Genomic DNA, 21,759 nt, shown 5'->3' with positions numbered 1-21,759 from the left:
GAGGCAGGCACGGGCCCCGTCACTACCGTCCGTCGAAGGAGTCAGGCGACAGGTCCAGCCCCGTCCGCTCCTCGTCGGTGAGCTCTTCGAGGACGCTCGTCCCGGAGCCCGGTTTCGAGTCCCACGACCAGTCCTCGTGGAGACGGAGGCGACCGTCGTCCAGTCGCTCGATGCGGTCGGTCGAGTGGCCGGTCGCGGTCGTCCCGTCCTCGGTGACGTGGGAGTACCGGAAGTCGAGCGTGTCGTCGAGGCGGAGGCCGACGAGGTGGCCCAACCTGACGGTTCCGCCGCGGTACGTCGCGTGAATCAGGTCGTCGGACTGGTCGAACCAGAAGTAGGTGTCGCCGCCGACGTCGCCGCCCTCGGCGTTGGCGACCGATTTGAAGACTCGTCCGTCGAGCGACGGCGTGCGAGATTCGGGCATAACCCGTGTGTGCGGCCGAACGGTATGAGTGGTTCGCCGAAACGCGTGCAGGTGCGGGCACCCTCCCGGCCGGCCGCCCATCACGGCTCGTCACGCCACCGTCGGTCAGTAGCTACTCCGGTCTCCCGAGCCGCCGTCAGAACCGCTTTCGACCGCGTCAGTCGCCTTCTCGATGCCTTTCTTCGCCTTCTCCTCGCTCACCTTCGTTCGCTTTCCGATCTGTTTGGCGACGTCGTCTTCGTGTCCCTCTACGAGGCCGAGCAGCCGTCGAAGCTTGCTCATCACGCCCATAGCATCGGTGGTAACGACTCCTCGGAAGAAAAGGTGGCGGCCGTCGAGCGAACACGGCGGATTCCGAGAGCGGACACCGAAATAATAGTAAAATATTCGATATACATATAGAAGTGTTATTTCACGAGACGATATCTCGAACCTCGATTCGTGGTTCCGAAGTACAGGGAGACAACGAAGAGAGACGAACGAGCCGTAATGACCGTTTATTCGGCGTTCACGGATTGTTCTCGGTGGCGAGCCGAGCCGTGGCGGTTCGGGGCAGTGTCGACCGGTGCCGAGAGCCCGAGCCGAAAATCGGTCCGGGCGGGTTATCTGCTAGCCTTCGCCGTTTCAGCGACCGAGTAGTGGTTTCTCGGATGCCGTCGGACGCGAGTCGATAGATAACGCCTCGGTGTTCAGAAATTACTGGATTCTGATAGGAATATTAATAAGTAAATTATCCGATAGTGAAATTGCGCCGGGCGTAATCGAGCACGTGCAGTCACTGCGTCCGAACGCTCGCTCAGCACGGCGGCGCGTTACGAAAATATATTACAGACGTACGAGCGTAATTTGTTGATTCGCAGTAATAATCCAGCGGGGAGAGCGGCTGTAACTATCGCGAGTATATAATGTTCGACAGTCCCGAACGGCCGGAGAGCGGTCGGCGGCGGCGAGCGACCCGGGTCGGTCCCGCCCGAGTCACGCGAGCGCGAGTTCCAGTTCGAACTCGCTGACGATGTCTTTGACCGTGTGCGCGAGCTCGGCTTTCCTGTCCTCGCCGGTCACCGAGTGGGCCGGCCCCGTGACGCTGAACCCGCCGATAACGTCGCCCGAGCGGCGCGTCGCGGCGACGCCGATAGCGTAGAGTTCGTTGAAGTTCTCGGCGCGGTTGACGGCGTAGCCCTGGTCGCGGACGCGCTCTAACTCCTCGAACAGCGCCTCGCGGTCGGTGGTGGTGTTTTCCGTCTCCTGCGGGAGGCCCCACCGGTCGACTATCTGTTCGATGCGCGGCTCCGGGAGTTCCGCGAGAATCGCCTTTCCGACGGCGGTGTTGTGCAGGAACAGTCGGTTGCCGAGTTGCTCGTGGGACCACCCCATCTTACTCCCCGACGCGGTGTGCAGGAAGACGGCCTTTCCCCCCATCTCGACGGTGAAAATCGACCGGAGGCGGGTCTCTTCGAACAGTCGCTCCGTGAACTGCCGCGCGAGAACGAACGCCGGCTCCCGCGTCCGGACTTGGTTCCCCAGTCGGAGCAGTTCCGGGCCGATGAAGTAGAAATCACCCTCCTTGATGACGAACTGCTCCTGCTTGAGCGTCGCGAGGTGGCCGTGAATCGTGCTCTTGGGCTTGTCCATCCGCTCGGCGATTTCGGAGACTCGCGCGCCGTCTATCGCTTCGAGTTGCTTCAGAATCTCTATCGAGGTGGCGGTCGTCCGGAGCGTCTTGGGCGAGTCATCCGTTGGCATGACTCAATATTTTCGGCTATATATTTAAAGTTCAGGATAGCCGAACGGCTGGTCGACCCCGCGGCGCAGGGTGGCCCGGCGGGCGCGGCGGCGTCGAGCGCGTTCACCCCTCGACTTCGACCCAGCCGCCGCGCTCGCCGGACTCGTAGGCCGCATCGAGGACGCGCAGCAGTTGCACGGCGTCGTCGACCGTCGCGGGCACGTCGCCGGTCTCGTAGCCCGCGAAGTAGTCCTCGAAGTAGTCCTGCACGAAGTCGCCCCACGCCGGGAACCGGTCGTAGGTGAACTCGAACTCGACGGTCCGCTTGGGCGCGGCGGTCCAGTCGGGGTGTTCCGAGGTGATGTCGAGGGGGACCGTCGGTTCGTGCTGCAGCGAGTCGTGGTGCAGCGGCGTCAGCGCCTGTCCCTCGGTGCCGTAGAGCCCGAGGTGCGTGTCCTTGCCGCGGTCGCTCAGGTAGTAGCCGGTGTGGTACGTCCCGAGCGTCCCGCTTTCGGTCTCGAACTGGAGGACGGCCCCCGCTTCCACGTCCGCCTCGACCGCGTCGTGGAACCGGGCGTTCACCCGCGCGATGGGGTCGTCGAGAATCCACGGCATCACGTCGACCCAGTGCGGGCCGATCCACTGGAGCGCGCCGCCGCGACTCGTCTCCCGGTCGTAGAGGTAGTGGTCGGTGTCCCGGTAGGAGAGCTGGCTGGCGTTGAAGCGGCCGTCCAGCGTCCACACGTCGCCGAAGAAGCCCTCCGAAACTCGGTCGCGGAGCGCCATCGCGACGGGGTTGCGCCGGTAGTACATCGTCGGCGAGACGGTGACGCCGAGCTCGTTGGCCCGCTCGGCGATGTCTTCGAGGTCCGCGGCGGTCCGAGCGATGGGTTTCTCGCTGACGACGTGAACGCCGTTCTCGACGGCGCTCTCGATGATTGCCGGCGTCTCGTCGCTCCGGTAGGTTATCCACGCCACGTCGACGTCGGCGTCGGAGACGAGTTCGTGCGGGTCCTCGTAGACCGCCGCGCCGCCGACGAGGTCCGCCATGTCCTGTCCCTCGGTCGTGATTTCGTCGGGCCGGTCGTCCATCGCCGCGATGTTCTCCACGTCGACCCGCCGGCCGGGCTCGCAGACCGCGGTAATCGTCGCGTCCAACTCGCTCGCGACCGCGAAGTAGGGGTCCCGGTGGTGGTGGTCGATACCGATGTATCCGATATTCGTACCCATACACGTAGTTCACCGAAAATGATTTAAAAATGTGCGGATACAAGCAAGATAGTCGTCGGCGGACGATGCGGTGACAGACGGTGCGTCGGCCCCGTGCGGTTAGTGTGACGGTGTCTCGACCCGACGAGACCACGACCGGAGCCACGGGCGAGTCCCGCCGTTGGGGACGTTCAGCTCGTGGCTGTTGACCGGAAGGTCCGGGTAGCCGCCGACCTGTTCCTGACTGTCGACGAGGTAGCTCTCCCCGGCTTCGACGTTTTCGAGGATTCGCTCGTCGGTCGCCGTCCGGTCGGCCGGGCGCGCGCCGACGTTCGCGAGGTCGTGGTCGAGCGTCCGGGCCGACGACATCGCCGTCAGTCCGTCGGGCCACAGCGGCCGTTCATCGACGACAGTCACGTTCTCGTCGACCATCGGCACGTCGCCGTCGGTGAGGTTGTCTTCGAGGTACGCCACGGCGGTGTCCACGTCGTCCTCGGTGAAGACGTTCGCCTTGTCCGAGTTGGGTCGAAGGTAGGCGTTGCCGACGATGCTCGCCTCGGTGTCGGGGTCAAGCCAGGTGCCGTCTTCGAAGTCGTACATCACGTTGTTGACGACGACGCTCTCGGTTCCCTCCTTGAGTCTGGGATGGCGGTCGGTGTTGAACGCCCAGACGTTCCCCAGCATGGCGACGTTCTTCGCGTCGTTACCGATGAGCGACCCGTAGCCGTGTTCGCCCTTCGGGTGGACCGAGTCGTCGAGCGCCTCGGCGACGAGACAGTTCGAGACGGTCGTCTCCGCGGTCTCGTAGCCGACCGAGAGGCACTCGTCGACGCTCCACGAGGCGGAGACGTGGTCGATGACGTTGTTCGTCGTCTCGTCGGCCGTGTTGACCGTGTCGAGCGCCCAGTCCTCGGTCGCGTCCTCGATGCCCGCGTCGCCGAGTCGGACTCGAACGTGCTGGAGGACGCAGTCGCTCGCCCCGATATTCACCCGACCCTTGACTAACGTGACCCCCGGCGAGGGCGCGGTCTGGCCCGCGATGTAGCACTTGTCGTACGGAATCGGGAGGTCGCGCACGCCGAGGTCGATCGTTCCGCTGGTCTCGAAGACGACCAGTCGCTCGCCATCGATGGTGACCGCCTTTTCGAGTTGGCGGCGGGTCGGCTCGGTTATCACGATGACCGGGGTGTCGTCGTCGAGCCACGGTGCGGCCTCGGCGAACCCGTCGCTCGGACCGAAGTGGGACGCGCTGTCCGGGCCGGCGTGGGCCGGAACCTTGCTGTTCGACGGGTTCGGCGTGTTGAACGTGGACACCGAGCCCCGAGCGGTGTCGCCGTCGGCCGTGTCCGCCACCGCGCGAACCTCGTAGTAGCGACGCCGCGTCAGGTCGTCGGCGTCGACGCTGAACGCGCCCGACGAGGTGAGCACCGTCGAATCCGTGGTCTTCCACGACTCGGTGGGTACCTCCCGGTACTCGAAGTAACACTCTGCGGAGTCGGCACCGCCGAGGTCGCCGAGGTCGCCGGTGAGCGTGGCGGACCCGGGGCCGATGTCGGTCACGTCGCCGGTCGAGACGAGCGGGACGCCCGTCGTGTTCTCCACGCTCCCCGCGACTTCGACGTCGCCGATATCGCGGTTCCGGTCGGGGTCGACCCCCGAGAGGCTCTGGAACGTCGCCGTCGCGAGCGTCCCCGAGAGGTGGCTGGTGACCGCCAGTCCGACGTAGACGCTGTCGCCCAGCGAGATGTCGGCGGCGTCGAGCGTGTTAATCGACGTCCACGTCTCGCCGTCCGTGGAGTGGTAGGTCTCTATCGCGTCTCCGCTTCGCTTGAGGCGGAGCCAGTCGGCCGGTGTGCCGCCGACGCTGTCCGTCTCAGCGCCGTCTTCGGGTCGATACTGCATCGACGCCTCTCCGTTGGGCCGGCGACGGACCATGACGTTCTTCGAGTCGGGGTCGAGCGACTCGCGGACCATCGGCCCCACCTTCGTCCAGCTTTCGACGTTGTCGATGCCGGTGTTCTGGACGGCGACGTCGAAATCGCCGCTCAGTTCCGTGTAGTAGTAGTGGAACGCGTCGGCGGTGCCCCAGATGTCGTCGCCGCCGCCCCGCATCGAAATCACGGTCGCGGCCGCGGCGCTGCCACCGAAGAGGCCAGTCGTCGCCGCACCGATACTTCCTGCTCCGAGCACGCGGAGGAACGTCCGTCTGTCGGGTTTCATGAGTGCATCACTCGAACAGACAACATATTCAACGATTGTTATAATTTATGGCAGCCTGAATCTGAGGTCGACCAGCATATAAAGTTCGAGAGTGCCGAACGAATGACGCCGACGCCGGTTCGAAATGACGAGATGAGATATAATCTATTACACTCATATGTTTGTAACACATCTCCGATTCCTTATAAAGTTCGAGATGTTCGAATAGATGCGCTCAATCACACGCGTCCTCGGTTACGCGCTGTCGGACATCGTCGTAATCGACGGCTCGCGGGTGCAGGCGACGGTCAGGCGCGCGAATCGTTCCGGCGGAAACCGAAACCATGCAAAAGGTTATTACACTCCGACCAGCAGATTGGTGCAACGAGTCAGCACATGCAAGAGCTAGGTATCATCATGAACGGCGTGACCGGCCGGATGGGAACGAATCAGCATCTCATCCGCTCCATCGTCGCGCTGCGCGAGGAGGGCGGCGTGGAACTTCCCAGCGGGGAACGAGTAATGCCCGACCCGCTTCTCGTCGGCCGTAACGAACGCAAACTCCGCGAACTGAGCGAGGAACACGGTATCGACCGCTGGACCGTCGACCCCGACCTCGAGACGTGTCTCGACGGCGACGACGAGGTGTACTTCGACTCGCAGATAACCCCCCGCCGCCCGGACAGCGTCATGAAGGCTATCGACGCCGGGAAGCACGTCTACTGCGAGAAACCGCTCGCGAGCGACCTCAGCGCCGCGCTCGACGTGGCCGGGATGGCCGAAGAGAGCGACGTGAAACACGGTATCGTCCAGGACAAACTCTGGTTGCCCGGGCTGTTGAAGCTCCAGCGGCTCATCGAACAGGACTTCTTCGGCGACATCCTCTCGGTGCGCGTCGAGTTCGGCTACTGGGTGTTCACCGGTCACGGCCAGGAGGCGCAGCGCCCCTCGTGGAACTACCGCGCCGAGGACGGCGGCGGCATCGTCGACGACATGTTCTCCCATTGGAGCTACGTGCTGGAGAACCTCTTCGGCGAGGTGGAGTCCGTCCGCTGTCTCCAGAAGACCCACATCGACGAGCGAATCGACGAGGACGGCGAGTCCTACGAGGCGACCGCGGACGACGCCGCTTACGCCATCATGGAGCTGGAAGACGACATCGTCGCCCAGCTCAACTCCTCGTGGACCGTCCGCGTCAACCGCGACGACCTCCTCGAGATTCAGGTCGACGGGACCGAGGGAAGCGCGGTCGCCGGCCTGCGCGACTGCAAGACGCAGGGGCACGCGAACACGCCGAAACCGGAGTGGAACCCCGACACGCCGAAGGAACACGACTTCTACGAGGACTGGACGGGCGTCCCGAACAATCAGGTGTTCGAGAACGCGTTCAAGCTCCAGTGGGAGAAGTTCATCCGGCACGTCGTCGCCGACGAACCGTTCCCGTGGGACTTCACCGCCGGGGCTCGGGGCGTCCAGCTCACAGAGGCGAGCTATCGGTCCTCAGAGGAGGGCCGCCGCGTCGTCCTCGACGACCTCAGCGTGTAGAGAGGCCCCCCGACGAACAGTTTTATGTCGAACTCGGCCGTCGAGTTCCGCATGCACACAGATGGCGACGAGAACCCCGTAGACTGGCTCTCAGTCCCGGAAGACGTTATCCTCGAAGCGTGCGGTAACCCCTCGCTCCCCGAGTTAGGTATCATCGAACAAGTCTGGGAGACGAATCCCATTCCGGCGGCCGACGTGCCGGAGGCAGCCGCGAAGGCCGTCGCCGCGCTGTCGTTCGCGGACGTTCCCGAGGGCGGCGAGGTCGCGCTCGGCGTCGGGAGCCGCGGTATCGCGAACATACCCGACATCGTCGCGGGCGTCGTCGACGCCGTCTCCGAGGCGGGCTACGAGCCGTTCGTCTTCCCCGCGATGGGGAGCCACGGCGGCGCGACCGGCGAGGGACAGCGGGAGATGCTGAACGAACTCGGCATCACCGAGGAGCGAATCGGCTGCGAGATTCGGTCCAGCATGGAGGTCGTGGAGGTCGGGCGCACGCCGGACCGCGACGTGCCCGTGGTCGCCGACGCCAACGCCGCGGGCGCGGACGCCATCGTCCCCATCAACCGCGTCAAGCCACACACGGATTTCGACGGCGAGGTCGAAAGCGGGCTGTCGAAGATGCTCGTCATCGGCATGGGCAAACAGCGCGGCGCGCAAATCGCCCACAAGTGGGCCGTCGACTGGTCGTTCCGACGGATGATTCCCGAAATCACCGAGCAACTGCTGGACTCGCTTCCCATCGTGGGCGGCGTCGCCGTCGTGGAAGACCAGCACGACGACACCACGCTCATCGAGGGCGTCCCCCCGTCGGGCTTCCTCGACCGCGAGCGCGAACTGCTCGAAACCGCGTACGAACTGATGCCGAAGCTCCCGTTCGAGGAGCTCGATTTGGTCGTCTTCGACCGGCAGGGCAAGGAGATTAGCGGGCAGGGGATGGACACGAACGTCATCGGCCGCCGGCCGTTTTCCATCAACGAGCCCGCGCCCGAGAAGCCGAACATCAAGCGCATCTACACCCACGGGCTGACCGAGAAGACCCACGGCAACGCGATGGGCGTCGGGTCGGCCGACGTGATTCACGAGGACATCGTCGCCGAGTTGGACGCGCAGACGACGCTCATCAACGCGCTCACCGCGAGCACCATCCGCGGCGTGAAGCTCCCGCCCGTCGTCGAGACCGACCGCGCGGGCGTGGTCGCCGCGCTGTCGACAATCGGCGTCGTCGACCCCGACACGGTCCGCGTCGTCCGCGCGGCCGACACCATGCACCTCCACCGGCTGTACGCCTCGCCGGCGCTCGTCGAGGAAGCCCGCGAGCGAGACGACCTGCGCGTGGTCGAGGAACCCTCGCCGATAGCGTTCGAGGCCGGTCAGTTCGCCGCGCCGTCGCTCCGGGACTGAAGAACGCGAGCGCGTCTTTTTCGGAAAAACGAGTGCGTCGGGCGTCGCCTACTGCTCGACCGTCTCTGGCTGCACCGAGACGACGGCCTCGTCCATGTCGCCGTAGTTGCCGGCGAGGAGTACCGAGGGCTCGTCGGCCTCGCCGTCGCGGACGCGGGCGAACGGCTCGCCGTCGTCGGGGGCGACGCAGCCGCCGATTCGGAGGTTCTCGACGCCGGCTGCCTCGACGGCAGGTCCCTCGTCGGACTCGGCTTCGAAGCCGTCGAGGACGACGGTCGAACTCGCTTCCGCGGTCAGCGGGGTCCCGCTCCCGTCGGGGACCGTCACGCGAACGTCTCGGAACGAGACGCTGCCGAGCGACTTACAGAAGACGCCGTGTCGCTGGTCGTACCCCTTCGCCATCGCCGGCGAGAGGTCCGAGGCGTCGAACGGGCGGGTCGCGTCGATGTCCACGTCGGTAAAGGAGATGCCCTCGAAGCGCTGTTCGGGGAGGCCGGCGAGGAACGCCGCCGACTCGACCTCCTCGGCGGTGATGTGGTGGAAGTCGACGTTTCGGACGTTCGGCGTCGCCTCGGTGACGGGCTCGGGCTCGCTGTCGATGTCCGTCTGGTAGTAGCCGTTGATGACGAACGGGCAGGCGACGCGGCGCATGACGATGGTGTCGAACCGGAGGTCCTCGACCGTCCCGCCGCGGCCGCGCTTGGACTTGATGCGGATACCGCGGTCGGTGTCGGTGAAGGTGCAGTTCGTGACGGTGACGTGCCGCACGTCGCCGGCCGTCTCGCTCCCGATGACGACGCCGCCGTGGCCGTGTTCGACCGTGCAGTTGGTCACGACGACGTTCTCGGTCGGGCGTCCGACCTCGCGACCCTGCTCGTCCTTGCCCGACTTCAGGCAGATGGCGTCGTCGCCGGCGTCGATGTGGGTGTCGCTGACCCTGACAAAGCGCGAGGAGTCGATGTCGATGCCGTCGCCGTTCGGGGCGTCCGGCGGGTTCTGAATCGACACGTCGTGAATCGTCACGTCGTCGGAGTAGACGACGTGCGTGTTCCAAAACGGGGAGTTCCGGAGCGTCACGCCGGAGACGGTCACGTTCTCACAGCCGTCTATCTGGAGCAGCGGCGGACGCACCGTGAACGTGCTCACCTCGTCCTGTTGGTTGCCGCGTCGAATCTCCTCGAGTCGCTCGGCGAGCTCGGCCGGGTACTCTTCGGGCGGTAACGACACGAACTCCCACCAGTACGAACCGCCGCCGTCGATGACGCCCTCGCCGGTGATGGTGACGTTCGAGGCGTCGGCCACGTGGAGACACGGGTGGAAGCCGTCTTGGTCCCACCCTTCCCAGCGGCTCTCGACCGTCGGGAACTCGGTGAAGTCCTGGACGAACCGGAGTTCCGCCCCGTTTGCCAGTCTGAAGGTCGTGTCGTCGCCGACGCGGAGCGGGGCGCTTCGGTACGTCCCCGGCGGGAGATACACCTCGCCGCCCTCGCCGGCGCAGTCGTCGAGCGCCGCCTGAATCGCCGCCGTGTCGAGCGAATCGTCGTCGTCGATACCGTAGTCGCGAACGTTCCGCTGTTCGAGAGTCACGCCTGAAGCATCCGCGAGCGCGTTGATAAACGTTGTGCCGAGGTACCACGAGGCACCGGTATCGGCGACGCGAGGCGAGAGACGGAAGCGGGGTCGGGGACAGCGCGCCGGCTCAGAGTCGGTCGCGCAGGAAGGGCCACGCGCCCGCCTCGAAGAAGCGGTGGCCACCGTCGCCGACGAAGAGACTGCACTTCCCCTCAGCATCCGCGGCGCAGTACCGACCCTGGATGCGGTCGAACGCCCGTCTCGTCCCGGCTATCGGGAAGATGGGGTCGGATTCGCCCGCGACGATGCGGAGCGACCGCGGGGCGACGAGGCCGGCGATGTCCCACGCCTCGCCGAGTCGTCGGAGGCCGGGGACGTAGTTGCACAGACAGTGGTCGATGGGGACGATGGAGTCCTCGAACGGACAGACCGACGCGCAGGCGACGACGTGCCCGATTCGGTCGTCGAGCGCGCCCGCGAGCAGCGCGACGGTCCCGCCGCCGGAGTGGCCGCAGACGGCCAGTCGGCCGGCGTCGAGCGCGGAGTGTCCCTCGACGAAGTCGACCAGACGGCGCACGTCCCACACGCGCTCGCCGACGAGCGACCGGCCGAGGAGTTGGGCGCGCTTCTGCCAGCGCGTACACGCGCTGACGGCGTCGGGCGAATCCGAGTCGTCGGATGTGTCGGGTGATAACTCGCCGAAGGCGCGCATGTCGGGAGCGACGACGGCGAAGCCCCGCCGGACCGCCTGTCGGGCCATGTCTCGTCGGTCGTCGGTGATGTGACGGCCGGCCGCCTCGCCCTCGGCGACGCCGGCGGCGAGGTCTTTACCGTGTTCGGTGTGGCCGTGAAGCGCGACGACGACGGGGTACGGCGGGTCCACCGAGTCGGGGAGAAGCAGGTAGAACGGGACGCGGAACCCCCGTTCGGTGCGGACGCTCCACGTCTGTCGCTCGTAACTCCGGTGTCGAACCGTCGCTTCCGGACGCTCCCGTCGCCGCGGGTCGATGTCCTCGACGGCGCTGTCGCGCATCGCCGGAAATCCGAGCACGTCGCGCAGTTCGGCGCGGAACGACTTCTGCCACGCCTCGAATTCCTGTCCTGTCTCGCCCGCGTACGCGGCCGAGCTGTCGGGCGCTCGGAGGACGCCGTCGAACCAGTCGTCGTAGTCGAAGCCAGTCATTCGGTGTCGTTCCGACGAACGCGACGGGTTCACAAGTGCGTGTCGACGTCGCGGACCGGCAGATTGTTCCCCGTGGGCGAACATGGCCGAATTCGAGGAAAACCGGGCGTAAAACCCATATCCCGCCGATTTTCGGTCGTTTTCGATGGAGCTCGAACCGACCTGAAACCGGGGGAATGAGCATTACGGTTGTAGCGTCGTCACGGCGCGTACCGAACCGAATCGAGCCCAATTTCACCTAGTAGAGACCTCAAAAACCGCGATTCTGATGTTCGCGGCGGTGACTGGGACGCCACTCGGCGAGGACGCCCAACCGAATTCGGATATCGAGTTCCCCATACGCGAACAAAAACTAACATCTCGATTACAAATTAGGTACGGAAATCGGAAGACTGCGGCGAGGTAGCGATGAAAGTGATACTATGATATGAAGAACAGCGGTGAGCCGAGTCGGGGGAGACGACGGGAGAAAACAGAGAGCCGAGAGCGTTCAGTCGAGGGCATCACTCAGGTAGCCGCACCGCCAGAAGACGACGCCGACGGTCGCGAGGAGCACGCCGGCGAGGGCGAAGTCCATCATGAGGACGACGTACGACGCGGTCCCGCGCTCGATGCCCGTCATCGCGAGAAGGCCGAGGACGACGATGAGCAGCGTAAACGAGAGCACGCTCGTCCACAGCATCTTCTTTCGGCAGATCCAACATTTGAAGTACGACCGTTCTGAGGTTCCCATTACCGGCGATTTCGCAAAACGGGATAATAGTCCTTTGGGGGACCGCCCCGCGCGTCGCGAGAGCCACGGGCGCGACCGCGTAATCAAATAGTGTCATTGGATAATTACCATTATCGATGGGTATATATGGGATAGTCATAATGGGTACTGTGTGATGGATTCGCAAAGCAGCGCTGAGTCCGACAAGTGGATCAGCGACGACGAGTGGGAAGACGTATCGCCACAGACGCGCCGTCGTCTGCTTCGAAACGCGTTCGGTGCTACGGCCGGCGCCGCCGCGCTAGCCGGTTGTAGTAGTGGTGGTAACGAAGACACGCCGACGCCGCTCGAGAACGAGGGTGGTGGCGGCGGGAGCACGACGACGGACGGTGAATCGAACGGTCAGTCGTCGGGCCGAACGCTCGACCACATCATCTCGCTCGCGCCGACGAACGCCCGGTTCAATCCGTACGGCAACGCCGCGAACTTCTCGTTCCGGTGGTACTGGGCGATGTTCGACCAACTGGCCGTCCACGACAAGGTGTCGAACAAGACGAAAGGGATGGTCATCGAGGACTGGGAGTACGCCGACAGCGGACAGGTCGCGTGGAACGTCCGCGACTCCTACACGTGGCACAACGGCGACGACCTGACCGCGGAGGACGTGGCGACCCAGCTCAAAATCGGCAAGCTGATGCAGACCGTCCACAAGGGCTACGGCGCGCAACCGCTGTACGAGAACGTGGAGACGACCGGGAAGTACGAACTCACGTTCGACCTGGTCGAGCCCGACATCAGCCGAGAGATATTCGAGTTCGGTCACATGAAGCGCCGCGCGTGGCTCTGGGCGCACCGAGACATCTGGGGGAAGTACGCCGAGATGTTCGACGACGCCACCACCGAGTCGGAGCGGACCTCCGCCCAACAGGAGCTGATGCAGGCGGTCCAACAGAACGTCTGGGACAACGCGAACGTCCCGGGGAACTCCGTCTGGGAGTTCGTCAGCGGAGAGGAGAACGTCGCGCACTTCGAACCCTACGACGACTACGTCAGTCCCTTCAGCGACGCCGAGTGGTCGAACGGCGAGATTACGGGCGACATGATAGACTACAGCCTCGACTGGCACCGCTACCCGAACCAGCAACAGCGGACCAAGGCGATGCAGGAGGGCGTCATCGACGTGAGCTACCCGCCGGAGTCGCAGTCCGCTCGTGACCGACTCAAGGAGAACGGGTGGGGGCCGGCCGACAGCCTCTCCGAGGACCAGATTACGCCGCAGATGCGCAGCGGGGCGATGGGCGTCCTGCTCAACTGTCAGAGCGACATCACCGGCGACCCGCGCGTCCGGAAGGCGATTCACCACATCGTCCCCCGGAAGCCGCTCGTCGAGTGGGTTCCGGACTACGGCACCTACTGGGTCGAAGACCGCATTCCGTCCGGCATCGGGCAGGACAAGGAAGTGCCATGGTTCGGCGGGAACTCGAACTGGCCGAGCGGCGACCTCGCGAAGCTCGAGCGGTACGCCCACACGGAAGACGACGTGGACGAACAGCGGGCGACCGAACTCCTCGAGGCCGCCGGCTTCTCGAAGTCGGGCAACCGCTGGAAGGACCCGAACGGGGAGAACGTCACCCTTCGGTTCTACACGGCGACGTCCGACGAGGAGCCGATGGCCCTGCGGTTCGCACAGATCGCGAAGTCCTACCTGGACAGTTTCGGTCTGCAGACGGAAGTGACCGCACAGGAGGCGACTATCCGCGCCGGCAAGACCATGGAATCCGGCGACTGGGAGCTGCTGTTCGACAACTGGGGCGGCGCGAAGTCCGGCCCGCCGTTCCTCGGCTTCTCGAACTCCTTCAGAGTCCAGGAGTCGCTGTCCGGACAGCCGCTTCCGAGCAACGACAGCTGGGCGATGGACCGCGTCGTCGAGGTGCCGTACCCCATCGGCGACCCGGCCGGCGACCTCCAGGAAGTCGACGTCATCGACAAGCTCAACGAGCTTCGGACGCAGATGTCGGACGAAGAGCGCAGACAGAAGGTCGCGGAAGTCTCGTGGATATTCAACCAGTCGCTCCCGATGATGCTCATCAACGAGGAGGGCGGCACGGGCGGCTACTGGCTGAATCACGACAACTGGGCGACGAAGCCGCCGAACAACAACCTGAACCCGGCGTACCGCTACGAGATCGTCGAGATCGGGCAGTACTCCTACTGCCAGTACATGGCCAAGATGGGAACGGAATACTTCCACCCGGCGGAGGGAGGGGAGTAACCGCGTCGGGCGCCGCCACCTGAACGAGAAACCGTCGTCTCACCAAATCAGCCAGAACGTATCAGCCATACGGTGAACTCCCCGTCCGGAGGCGCAACGCGCCGCCTCCGGACGCGACGACGGCGAGGTCGGTTCGGACGAGTGCGGACGAAAGTAGCCCTATTCATAATGATTAAGTACCCACATGAGAGGTAAGAACTAGCAAGGATGGTCGAGAAAAATTACTACGTGCGCCGGATAGCGCAGGCCCTGATAACGGTCTGGGCGGCGATCACGTTCTCGTTCGTGACGGTTCGGCTCATACCGGGCGGACCGATGGACTACATCGCCGCGCAGATCAGACAGCGGTCCGGAGGGGCGGTTTCGTCGACCCGCCTCAACCAGATGGTCGAGATGTACTCGAACGTCAACCCGGACAAGCCGATGCTGCAGGCGTACGTCGAGTACATCGTATCGGTCGCGCAACTGGACTTCGGACGGTCTATCTTCTACGCGGACCCGGTCTGGAGCGTGCTCGGACCGGCGATCCCGTGGACGATGTTCGTCTCGCTTTTCGCCCTCGTCATCGGCACCATCATGGTGTTTCTCATCGGCGGCTTCCTCGCCGTCCACGAGGGCGACACCTGGGACGTGGTCGGGAGTTACTTCGTCATCTTCTCCGACGCCGTCCCGTACTACATCGTCGGGCTCGTACTGCTTTTCACGCTCGGATTCGGTACCGAGTTCTTCCCCAACGGGGGGCGGTACGACAACGCGCTCACGCCGGGGTTCAACATCGAGTTCATGGCCAGCGTGCTGCGGCACGCGGCGCTGCCTATCATGTCGTTCGCGCTGACCTCGTGGGGCGGCCTCGAGTTCCGCGCGCACTGTACCCGCATCATCGGTGAGGACTACGTCGACGTGGCGGAGCTCAGGGGACTGCCCGACAGCCGGATTCAACTTCGGTACATCGGGTGGAACTCGATGCTGCCGATGTACACCGGCCTCATGGCCGGCCTCGCCAGCCTGTTCGGCGGGTCGGTCATCATGGAGCAGATATTCCGCTACCGCGGCATGGGCTTCTACTTCTACGAAGCCACGATGGCGCGGGACTACACGACGGTCATGGCGGCGGTCATCCTGTTTACCATCGTCACCGTCGTCGGCCTGCTCATCGCCGACTTCACCTACGGCTTCATCGACCCCCGCGCCGGGCACACCCAGCGCGAGTCCTACTCGCGGTCGTACCGCGAGACGCTCCAGCGGTTCGTCAACCGCCTGCGGGGCGGCGGCGCGGACGAGACGGAAACCATCGACGACCGCATCGAAGGGAACCGCATCTCGGCCAGCGGCGCGATGAGCTTCGACGTCGATAGCTCCGACTTCTCGCGCGGAGAATACATCAGAGAGCGAATCGACCAGAGCCTCCTGACCCCGTTCCGCATCATCTGGACCTCCCCGCGGGCGCGGGTCGGCGCGATAATCCTCGGCATCTTCGGCTTCCTCGGGCTGTTCGGGCCGTACATCGTCCCCGAAGTCAGGCCGATGCAGGGGCCGATTCTCCTGCAACCGCTGGAGAACATGCGCTACCCGCTCGGCACCGACGACATCGGCCGCGACCTCCTCGCACAGCAGGTGCTCGCGACCCGCCCGATGCTCATCATGATGCTGTCGGGCGCGGCGGTGACGCTCGGCCTGGCCATCCTTCTCGGAGTCACGGCCGGCTACCTCGGCGGCGTCATCGACAAGGTGCTCATGACGGTGACGGACGTGATGATGAACATTCCCGGCCTGGCGCTGGTCATCGTCCTCGCCGTGATTCTCGAACCGAAGAGCCCGGTGTTCGTCGGGTTCGTGCTGGCCATCGACAACTGGCCACGGTTGGCCCGACAGCTCCGCTCGCAGGTGCTCACTATCCGCAGTGAGTCCCACGTCGAGGCCTCGCGCGTGCTCGGACTGCCAACGTCGAGCATCCTCTCGAAGAACGTCATGTCCCGGCTCATGCCGATGCTGACGATGGGGACCGTCGGCTCCATGCGGAACATCCTGATGGAGTCCGTCGGCCTGTACTTCATCGGCGTGCTGCCGTTCACGACGAGCAACTGGGGCGTCGTCCTCAACATCGCCCGCAACGGCGGCGCGCTGTCCGGCATGGACCGCTTCCACTGGCTGCTCGCGCCGATACTGTTCATCGTCACGATGACGTACGGCCTCCAGCTGTTCGCGCAGGGGACGGACCGACTGTTCAACCCCCGCCTCCGCGCGCGGCACGCGGCCACCGTCTCGACCGACGACATGGAAGGCGGTCGCGGCGGCTCGGAAGGCGGCGACGGTGCCGCACCGGCCGCGGACTGACCGACCGGACCAGCCGGTCCGTTTCGCGTCGCTGTTTTTTTCGATTATCTCGACCCGAGAGCGGTCGTGCCACGCTGTCTCAGGGAAAAGGTTAACACACGCGCTATCGACCTACGAAACGGACTTCAACCATGAAAGTGGAGAAAGAAGGAAATACGACGCGGTACCTGCTCGGCCTCGTGATACTCGTAATCCTGCTCGTCGGGGTGTACTACGGATTCACCATGATGTGATCAGAACAGCCGGTACGCCCAGAGCAGTACCCGGAACGCGACGGCAACGAACACCAGCAATCCACCGATTATTCCGAACATTCCCGCCCAGACGCCGGTCTGAAGTGCGGCACCGAAGAGAATCAACAGCGCGCCGAGGAAGACCACCGTCGAGGTGATACCGCCGATTTTGGAGCGAACTGTCCACAGCACGTTCTGTCGCGTTTGCGCTTGCGCCATGTCAGCACGGACATCGCGGACGAACTTATAGTTTGCCGGTATCGGCAGCCGAACCCGGCGAAGACTCCGATATCGGCGCTCCTCGACTGCGGCGGCGGAAAGTATTAAGTAGTATTGAACGTGATAGATTCCTACTACGGTCACATGTTGACGATAGGCACGCGTGACGGGTGGGGTCGCTCGCCCGCCGTACGAACCGACGAGAGGGACTGACCATGGCGACACAACACACCAAACAGAAGATGCCAGACGAACCGACGGCCGAGCACAACGTGCTAGAGATAACGAACGCGAGCGTCGCGTTCGCGATGGAACGCGGGGACGCCCGAGTCCTCGACGACGTGTCGATAAACGTCCGGCGGGGAGAAGTCCTCGGCGTCGTCGGCGAGTCGGGCTCCGGCAAGTCGATGCTGGCGGACTCCATGCTCGACGCCATCGACTCGCCGGGGACGCTCACCGGCGACGTGGTGTTCAACCCGCCGGAGGGCGGCGAGCCCATCAAGGTCAACGACCTGAGCAAGGAGGAGCTTCGCCGGTTCCGCTGGGAGCGCGTCTCGATGGTGGTCCAAGGGGCGCTCGACTCGTTCAATCCGACGCTCAGCATCGGCGACCACTTCGTCGAGACGCTCCGCGCGCACGACTACGACATCCAAGAGGGGATGGAGCGCGCCCGACAGCTCATCTCCGACGTGCACCTCGAACCCGACCGCGTCCTCGACGCGTACCCCCACGAGCTGTCCGGCGGGATGAAACAGCGCGCGCTCATCGCGCTGAGCCTCATCCTCGACCCCGACGTGCTCGTGATGGACGAGCCGACCGCCGCGCTCGACCTCCTGATGCAGCAGTCGATTCTGAAGCTCCTCTCGGAGCTGAAAACCGAGTACGACCTCACCATCGTCATCGTGACGCACGACCTGAGCCACGTCGCGCGCATCTCCGACCGCCTCGCGGTGATGTACGCCTTCGAACTGCTCGAACTCGGCCCGGTCCAAGACATCGTCATGGACCCCGCCCACCCCTACACGCGGGAGCTACTCAACTCGATACCCGACATCGACGCCGACCTCGACGAGATGGCGTCCATCGAGGGGACGAGTCCCGACCCGCTGAACGTCCCGAAGGGCTGTTCGTACCACACCCGATGCCCGCTCGCCGACGAGCAGTGCCGAACGACGAACCCGGACCTCATCGAGGTGTCCGAGGACCACGGGGCCGCCTGCTTCTACACCGACGAAGCCCGCGAGACGATTCCCCTCAAGAAGGAGGTGTCGAAATGAGCGACGACCCCCTGCTCCGCGTCGACGACCTGAGCGTCCACTTCGGCGGCAACAATGGCATCCTCGACCGCTTCCTCGGCGACGACAAGGGCGTCGTCCGCGCCGTCGACAACGTCTCGCTCGACATCGGCGAGAACGACGTGGTCGCGCTCGTCGGCGAGTCCGGTTGTGGCAAGACGACGCTCGGAAAGGCCATGATCGGCCTCCAGCGCCCCACCTCGGGGACGGTCCGCTTCCGCGGACAGGACATCTGGAAGTCCGACCTCGAACCCGGCGACATCCCGTACAAGGAGATTCGGAAGTCGCTCCAGATGGTCCACCAGGACGCCGGGAACTCGCTGGACCCCAACCGGACGATATTCAAGAACCTCAACCCGGCGCTCAAGAAGTGGCGGCCGGAGCTCAACCTCGTCGAGCGCCGGGAGCTCGTCCACCAGATGCTCGACACGGTCGGGCTCACGCCCGCGGACGACTACGCCTCTCGGTACCCCCACCAACTGAGCGGCGGGGAGGCCCAGCGGACCGTCATCGTCCGGTCGATGCTCCTCGAACCGGACCTCATCCTCGCCGACGAGGCCGTGAGCGCCCTCGACGTGTCGCTGCGGGTGAACCTGATGGACCTCCTCCTCGAACTGCAGGAGATGTTCAGCACCTCGTTCGTCTTCATCTCGCACAACATGGCGAACGCCCGGTACCTCGCCGGTCGCGCCGACGGCCGCATCGCCGTCATGTACCTCGGCCGTATCGTCGAAATCGGCCCGGCGGACGAGATTATCAAGAACCCCCAGCACCCGTACACCAAGAGCCTCCTGTGGGCGACCTCCGGCCTCTCGGAGATAAACGACCCCATCGAGACGCCGCCGGTCAGGAAAATCGACATCCCGGATCCGGAGAACCCGCCGAGCGGCTGTCGGTTCCACACCCGCTGTCCCGAAGCGCGCGAGTACTGCACGTCGAACACGCCGGACCTCTCCGGCATGAGCGGCCCGTCTGACCGCCACGAGGCGGCCTGCTTCGACGCGCACGACAGAATCGACTACCGGAACAGCGAGCCGCTCACCGACGACCTCGACATCGACGTCGCGGACGACGCGGAACAACCGGCCGACTGAAAGAAAAGCCTCGATTGAGACTGCTGTTCAGACGCCGTCGCCAACACCGAAACCGGTACCGGCACCGATGCCTGTTTTCGCTCCCGCACCGATTCCTGCGTTCACTCCCGAATTCACTCCGCGTCGCCCGCGGGTCCGACCTCAGTCGGGAAGCCGTCGGGAACCGACGGGGGACGCCCGCACTGCGCCGAGAGTTCGACGTACGCGCCCTCCTCGGCGGACTCGCGGATGCCGTCCATCGCTTCGAGGACGTGGAACCCGAGGTCGCCGCTGGTCCGGTGGTCCCAGTCGGAGTCGAGCGAGTACGCGAGGTCGACGAGGCCGAGGCCGCGCTGTTGGCCGGGGTGGTCGCGCTCGACGGAAATCTCTCGCCACTCGCCGTCTTCGTCGTCGCTGAGGTGGACGCGGGGCGTCCCGTCGAACCGATTGGGGTCGGTGACGCTCAGCGTCCCCTCGGTCCCGTAAATCTCGAACCCCGGTAGTTCGGACTCCCACACGTCGAAACTCGTCAGAAGCGTCCCCGTCGCGCCGTTCTCGAAGGTCACGACGGCCGTCTCGTGGGTCGGCACCGACACCGGAATCCGCTCGCCGCGGCGCGGCTCGCTCGTTATCTCGCGCTCTGCGAACGGCGTGTTCGCGGTCCCGGCGACCGACCGAATCGGGCCGAGGAGCGTCACGAGCGACGTGAGATAGTACGGCCCCATGTCGAAAAGCGGGCCGCCGCCCTCCGCGTAGAAGCCGTCGGGGTCCGGGTGCCAGTGCTCGTGGCCGTGGTTCGACCAGAACGCCGTCGCGCCGACGGGGTCGCCGATGCGGCCCTCGTCGATGAGGTCGCGACAGGTCTGGATACCGGTGCCGAGAACGGTGTCGGGCGCGACGCCGACGGTCAGTCCGCGCTCGGCGGCGGTCTCCAGAATCGCCTCGCCCTCGGCCTTGGTCGCCGCGAGCGGCTTTTCTGTGTAGGCGTGCTTGCCCGCTCGGAGGGCGGCGGACACGAGGTCGCCGTGGGTTCCCGCCGGCGTGAGCACGACCGCAACGTCGATTTCGGGGTCTGCGAGCAGGTCCTCAGTCGGGAGGACGCGGGGGACGCCGTACTCGTCCGCCTTCGATTCCGCGCGGTCCGCATCGAGGTCGGCGCAGGCGACGATGTCGAGGGCGTCGAAGCGGTTCCCCGCCTCGAAGTACACGTCGCTGATGGCTCCACAACCGATGATACCGAGAGTCACACTCTCCATACCGGGGCGACGCGGGAGAAGTCCTAATAGTTGTTGACGGGGCGAGCGCGACGGTTGTCAAGTGCGTCAGCGAATTCAGTCGTCCGCGTCGCGGAGGTCGCCGACCGACGACACCGATACCCACTCGCCGCGACTGTCCGAGCGCTCGGCGGCGAAGATGATGTCCACTCCCTTTCTCGCCTCGTCCGGCGGCACCATCGGCGGTCGGCCCGCGGAGACGGCCTCGACGAAGTCACGTATCTGGGCGACGTGCGGGCCGTCGGGGCGCGGGTCGGGGAGGTCGACGGGCTGTTTCTCCCCGTTCACCTCGAACAGTTCGACGCCCGTCTCGGTGACGCGAAGCGTTCCCTCCGTCCCGTTGAATTCGAGGCTGATGGGCTGTTGGGGCCGCGTCGCCGTCGTCGCCGACACCTGCCCGAGCGCGCCGTCTTCGAACCGCAGCGAGAGCGCGGCCGTGTCGGGAGCTTCGATGTCGTGATACAGCGCGTCGCCGGTGCCGGCAACCCGTGACACGTCGCCGGCGACCCACTGGAGCAGGTCGATACCGTGGAGCGCCTGCGTGAACAAGACGCCGCCGTCGAGGTCCGCGCTGCCGTGCCACGACGAGTCGTCGTAGTACGACCGGTCGCGGTGCCACTTCACCCGCACGTCGGCGAACACGAGCCGTCCGAGCCGACCGTCGCCGACCACCTCGCGGGCGAACTGCATCGTGGGAAACAGCCGTCGCTGAAGGATGCAAGCGAGGGTGACGCCGGCGTCGCGGCAGGCGGCGACCATGTCGTCGACGCGGCCGGGCGTGATTTCCAGCGGTTTCTCGCAGAGTACGTCGATGCCCGCCGCCGCGGCGTCGACGACGATGTCTCGGTGGGCCCCGTTGGGCGTGCAGACGCAGACGGCGTCGAGCGCGGCGTCGGCGAACAGGTCCGCGTGGCTGGTGTACGACGGACAGCCGTGCGTCTCGCCGAACGAACGAGCGGTCTCCGGGGTGTGGTCCGCACAGCCCACGAGTTCGGCACCGTCGGTGTCTGCGAGCGCTTCGGCGTGGGACCGCCCCATGCTCGCACAGCCGACGATGCCGACCCGAACCGGCGTCTCGGTCATCGGCGCTC

The 21,759-nt window shown here is 65.2% G+C and carries 17 protein-coding genes; 6 read left to right on the top strand and 11 right to left on the bottom strand.

What is annotated here, in order from left to right; genetic code table 11:
* Nucleotides 1–22: 22 nt before the first annotated feature.
* The 5 genes from C454_RS00800 to C454_RS00780 all read right to left on the bottom strand — a co-directional run bounded on the left by C454_RS00800 (nucleotide 23) and on the right by C454_RS00780 (nucleotide 5,576).
* A complete protein-coding gene (locus C454_RS00800) occupies nucleotides 23–424 on the bottom strand; it encodes a hypothetical protein (protein ID WP_004971569.1) in 402 nt (133 codons plus the stop codon).
* A 105-nt stretch (nucleotides 425–529) separates the two neighbouring features.
* Nucleotides 530–706, bottom strand: a complete 177-nt coding sequence (locus C454_RS00795; protein ID WP_231608354.1) for a hypothetical protein — start codon at nucleotides 704–706, stop codon at nucleotides 530–532.
* Nucleotides 707–1,399: 693 nt separating this feature from the next.
* Nucleotides 1,400–2,167 carry an IclR family transcriptional regulator gene (locus tag C454_RS00790; protein WP_004971565.1) on the bottom strand — a complete coding sequence of 256 codons (768 nt, stop codon included), beginning with the start codon at nucleotides 2,165–2,167 and terminating at the stop codon, nucleotides 1,400–1,402.
* Between the two features lie 103 nt (nucleotides 2,168–2,270).
* Nucleotides 2,271–3,377, bottom strand: coding sequence for a Gfo/Idh/MocA family protein (locus C454_RS00785; RefSeq protein WP_004971564.1), 1,107 nt, complete (start codon nucleotides 3,375–3,377; stop codon nucleotides 2,271–2,273).
* A gap of 99 nt (nucleotides 3,378–3,476) precedes the next feature.
* Nucleotides 3,477–5,576 (bottom strand): DUF1349 domain-containing protein, encoded by a 2,100-nt coding sequence (locus tag C454_RS00780; protein WP_004971562.1) that lies wholly within the window; start codon nucleotides 5,574–5,576, stop codon nucleotides 3,477–3,479.
* 375 nt (nucleotides 5,577–5,951) lie between these two features.
* Between C454_RS00780 and C454_RS00775 the strand changes: the two genes are divergently transcribed.
* Nucleotides 5,952–7,100, top strand: coding sequence for a Gfo/Idh/MocA family protein (locus C454_RS00775; RefSeq protein ID WP_004971560.1), 1,149 nt, complete (start codon nucleotides 5,952–5,954; stop codon nucleotides 7,098–7,100).
* A gap of 51 nt (nucleotides 7,101–7,151) precedes the next feature.
* Entirely contained in the window at nucleotides 7,152–8,501 is a 1,350-nt protein-coding gene (locus C454_RS00770; protein WP_455428722.1) for a nickel pincer cofactor-dependent isomerase, group 22, read from the top strand.
* A gap of 48 nt (nucleotides 8,502–8,549) precedes the next feature.
* Here the strand turns inward: C454_RS00770 and C454_RS00765 are convergent, their stop codons facing one another.
* The 3 genes from C454_RS00765 to C454_RS00755 form a co-directional block, all read right to left on the bottom strand.
* A complete protein-coding gene (locus C454_RS00765; protein WP_004971557.1) occupies nucleotides 8,550–10,088 on the bottom strand; it encodes a glycoside hydrolase family 28 protein in 1,539 nt (512 codons plus the stop codon).
* Nucleotides 10,089–10,200: 112 nt separating this feature from the next.
* On the bottom strand, nucleotides 10,201–11,256 hold the full coding sequence (locus tag C454_RS00760; protein ID WP_004971556.1) for an alpha/beta hydrolase family protein: 1,056 nt from the start codon (nucleotides 11,254–11,256) through the stop codon (nucleotides 10,201–10,203).
* A 490-nt stretch (nucleotides 11,257–11,746) separates the two neighbouring features.
* Nucleotides 11,747–11,989 (bottom strand): hypothetical protein, encoded by a 243-nt coding sequence (locus C454_RS00755; protein ID WP_229722663.1) that lies wholly within the window; start codon nucleotides 11,987–11,989, stop codon nucleotides 11,747–11,749.
* 154 nt (nucleotides 11,990–12,143) lie between these two features.
* Here C454_RS00755 and C454_RS00750 point away from each other — a divergent pair, with 154 nt between their 5' ends.
* Complete coding sequence (locus C454_RS00750) at nucleotides 12,144–14,240, top strand: ABC transporter substrate-binding protein (RefSeq protein WP_004971554.1); 2,097 nt, start codon at nucleotides 12,144–12,146, stop codon at nucleotides 14,238–14,240.
* A gap of 207 nt (nucleotides 14,241–14,447) precedes the next feature.
* Nucleotides 14,448–16,574: an ABC transporter permease subunit gene (locus tag C454_RS00745; RefSeq protein WP_004971552.1), complete on the top strand. Its 2,127-nt coding sequence runs from the start codon at nucleotides 14,448–14,450 to the stop codon at nucleotides 16,572–16,574.
* Nucleotides 16,575–16,807: 233 nt separating this feature from the next.
* On the opposite strand, the gene C454_RS00740 is transcribed toward C454_RS00745, so the two are convergent.
* Complete coding sequence (locus C454_RS00740) at nucleotides 16,808–17,026, bottom strand: hypothetical protein (RefSeq protein ID WP_004971551.1); 219 nt, start codon at nucleotides 17,024–17,026, stop codon at nucleotides 16,808–16,810.
* Between the two features lie 215 nt (nucleotides 17,027–17,241).
* Between C454_RS00740 and C454_RS00735 the strand changes: the two genes are divergently transcribed.
* Complete coding sequence (locus C454_RS00735) at nucleotides 17,242–18,303, top strand: ABC transporter ATP-binding protein (RefSeq protein WP_004971549.1); 1,062 nt, start codon at nucleotides 17,242–17,244, stop codon at nucleotides 18,301–18,303.
* Nucleotides 18,300–19,415, top strand: coding sequence for an ABC transporter ATP-binding protein (locus C454_RS00730; RefSeq protein WP_004971547.1), 1,116 nt, complete (start codon nucleotides 18,300–18,302; stop codon nucleotides 19,413–19,415). The genes C454_RS00735 and C454_RS00730 overlap by 4 nt, the downstream gene beginning before the upstream one ends.
* Before the next feature lie 113 nt (nucleotides 19,416–19,528).
* Here C454_RS00730 and C454_RS00725 read toward each other — a convergent pair whose 3' ends face one another.
* Together C454_RS00725 and C454_RS00720 are read right to left on the bottom strand one after the other, a co-directional pair.
* Nucleotides 19,529–20,650, bottom strand: a complete 1,122-nt coding sequence (locus C454_RS00725; RefSeq protein ID WP_004971545.1) for a Gfo/Idh/MocA family protein — start codon at nucleotides 20,648–20,650, stop codon at nucleotides 19,529–19,531.
* 75 nt (nucleotides 20,651–20,725) lie between these two features.
* Nucleotides 20,726–21,751 carry a Gfo/Idh/MocA family protein gene (locus C454_RS00720; protein WP_004971543.1) on the bottom strand — a complete coding sequence of 342 codons (1,026 nt, stop codon included), beginning with the start codon at nucleotides 21,749–21,751 and terminating at the stop codon, nucleotides 20,726–20,728.
* Nucleotides 21,752–21,759: the final 8 nt, after the last annotated feature.

It is taken from the genome of Haloferax gibbonsii ATCC 33959 (assembly GCF_000336775.1).
In the GTDB taxonomy this organism is placed as follows: Archaea; Halobacteriota; Halobacteria; order Halobacteriales; family Haloferacaceae; genus Haloferax; species Haloferax gibbonsii.
Note: the sequence above shows the minus strand (reverse complement) of the source record. Positions and strands in the feature narration are given on the sequence as shown.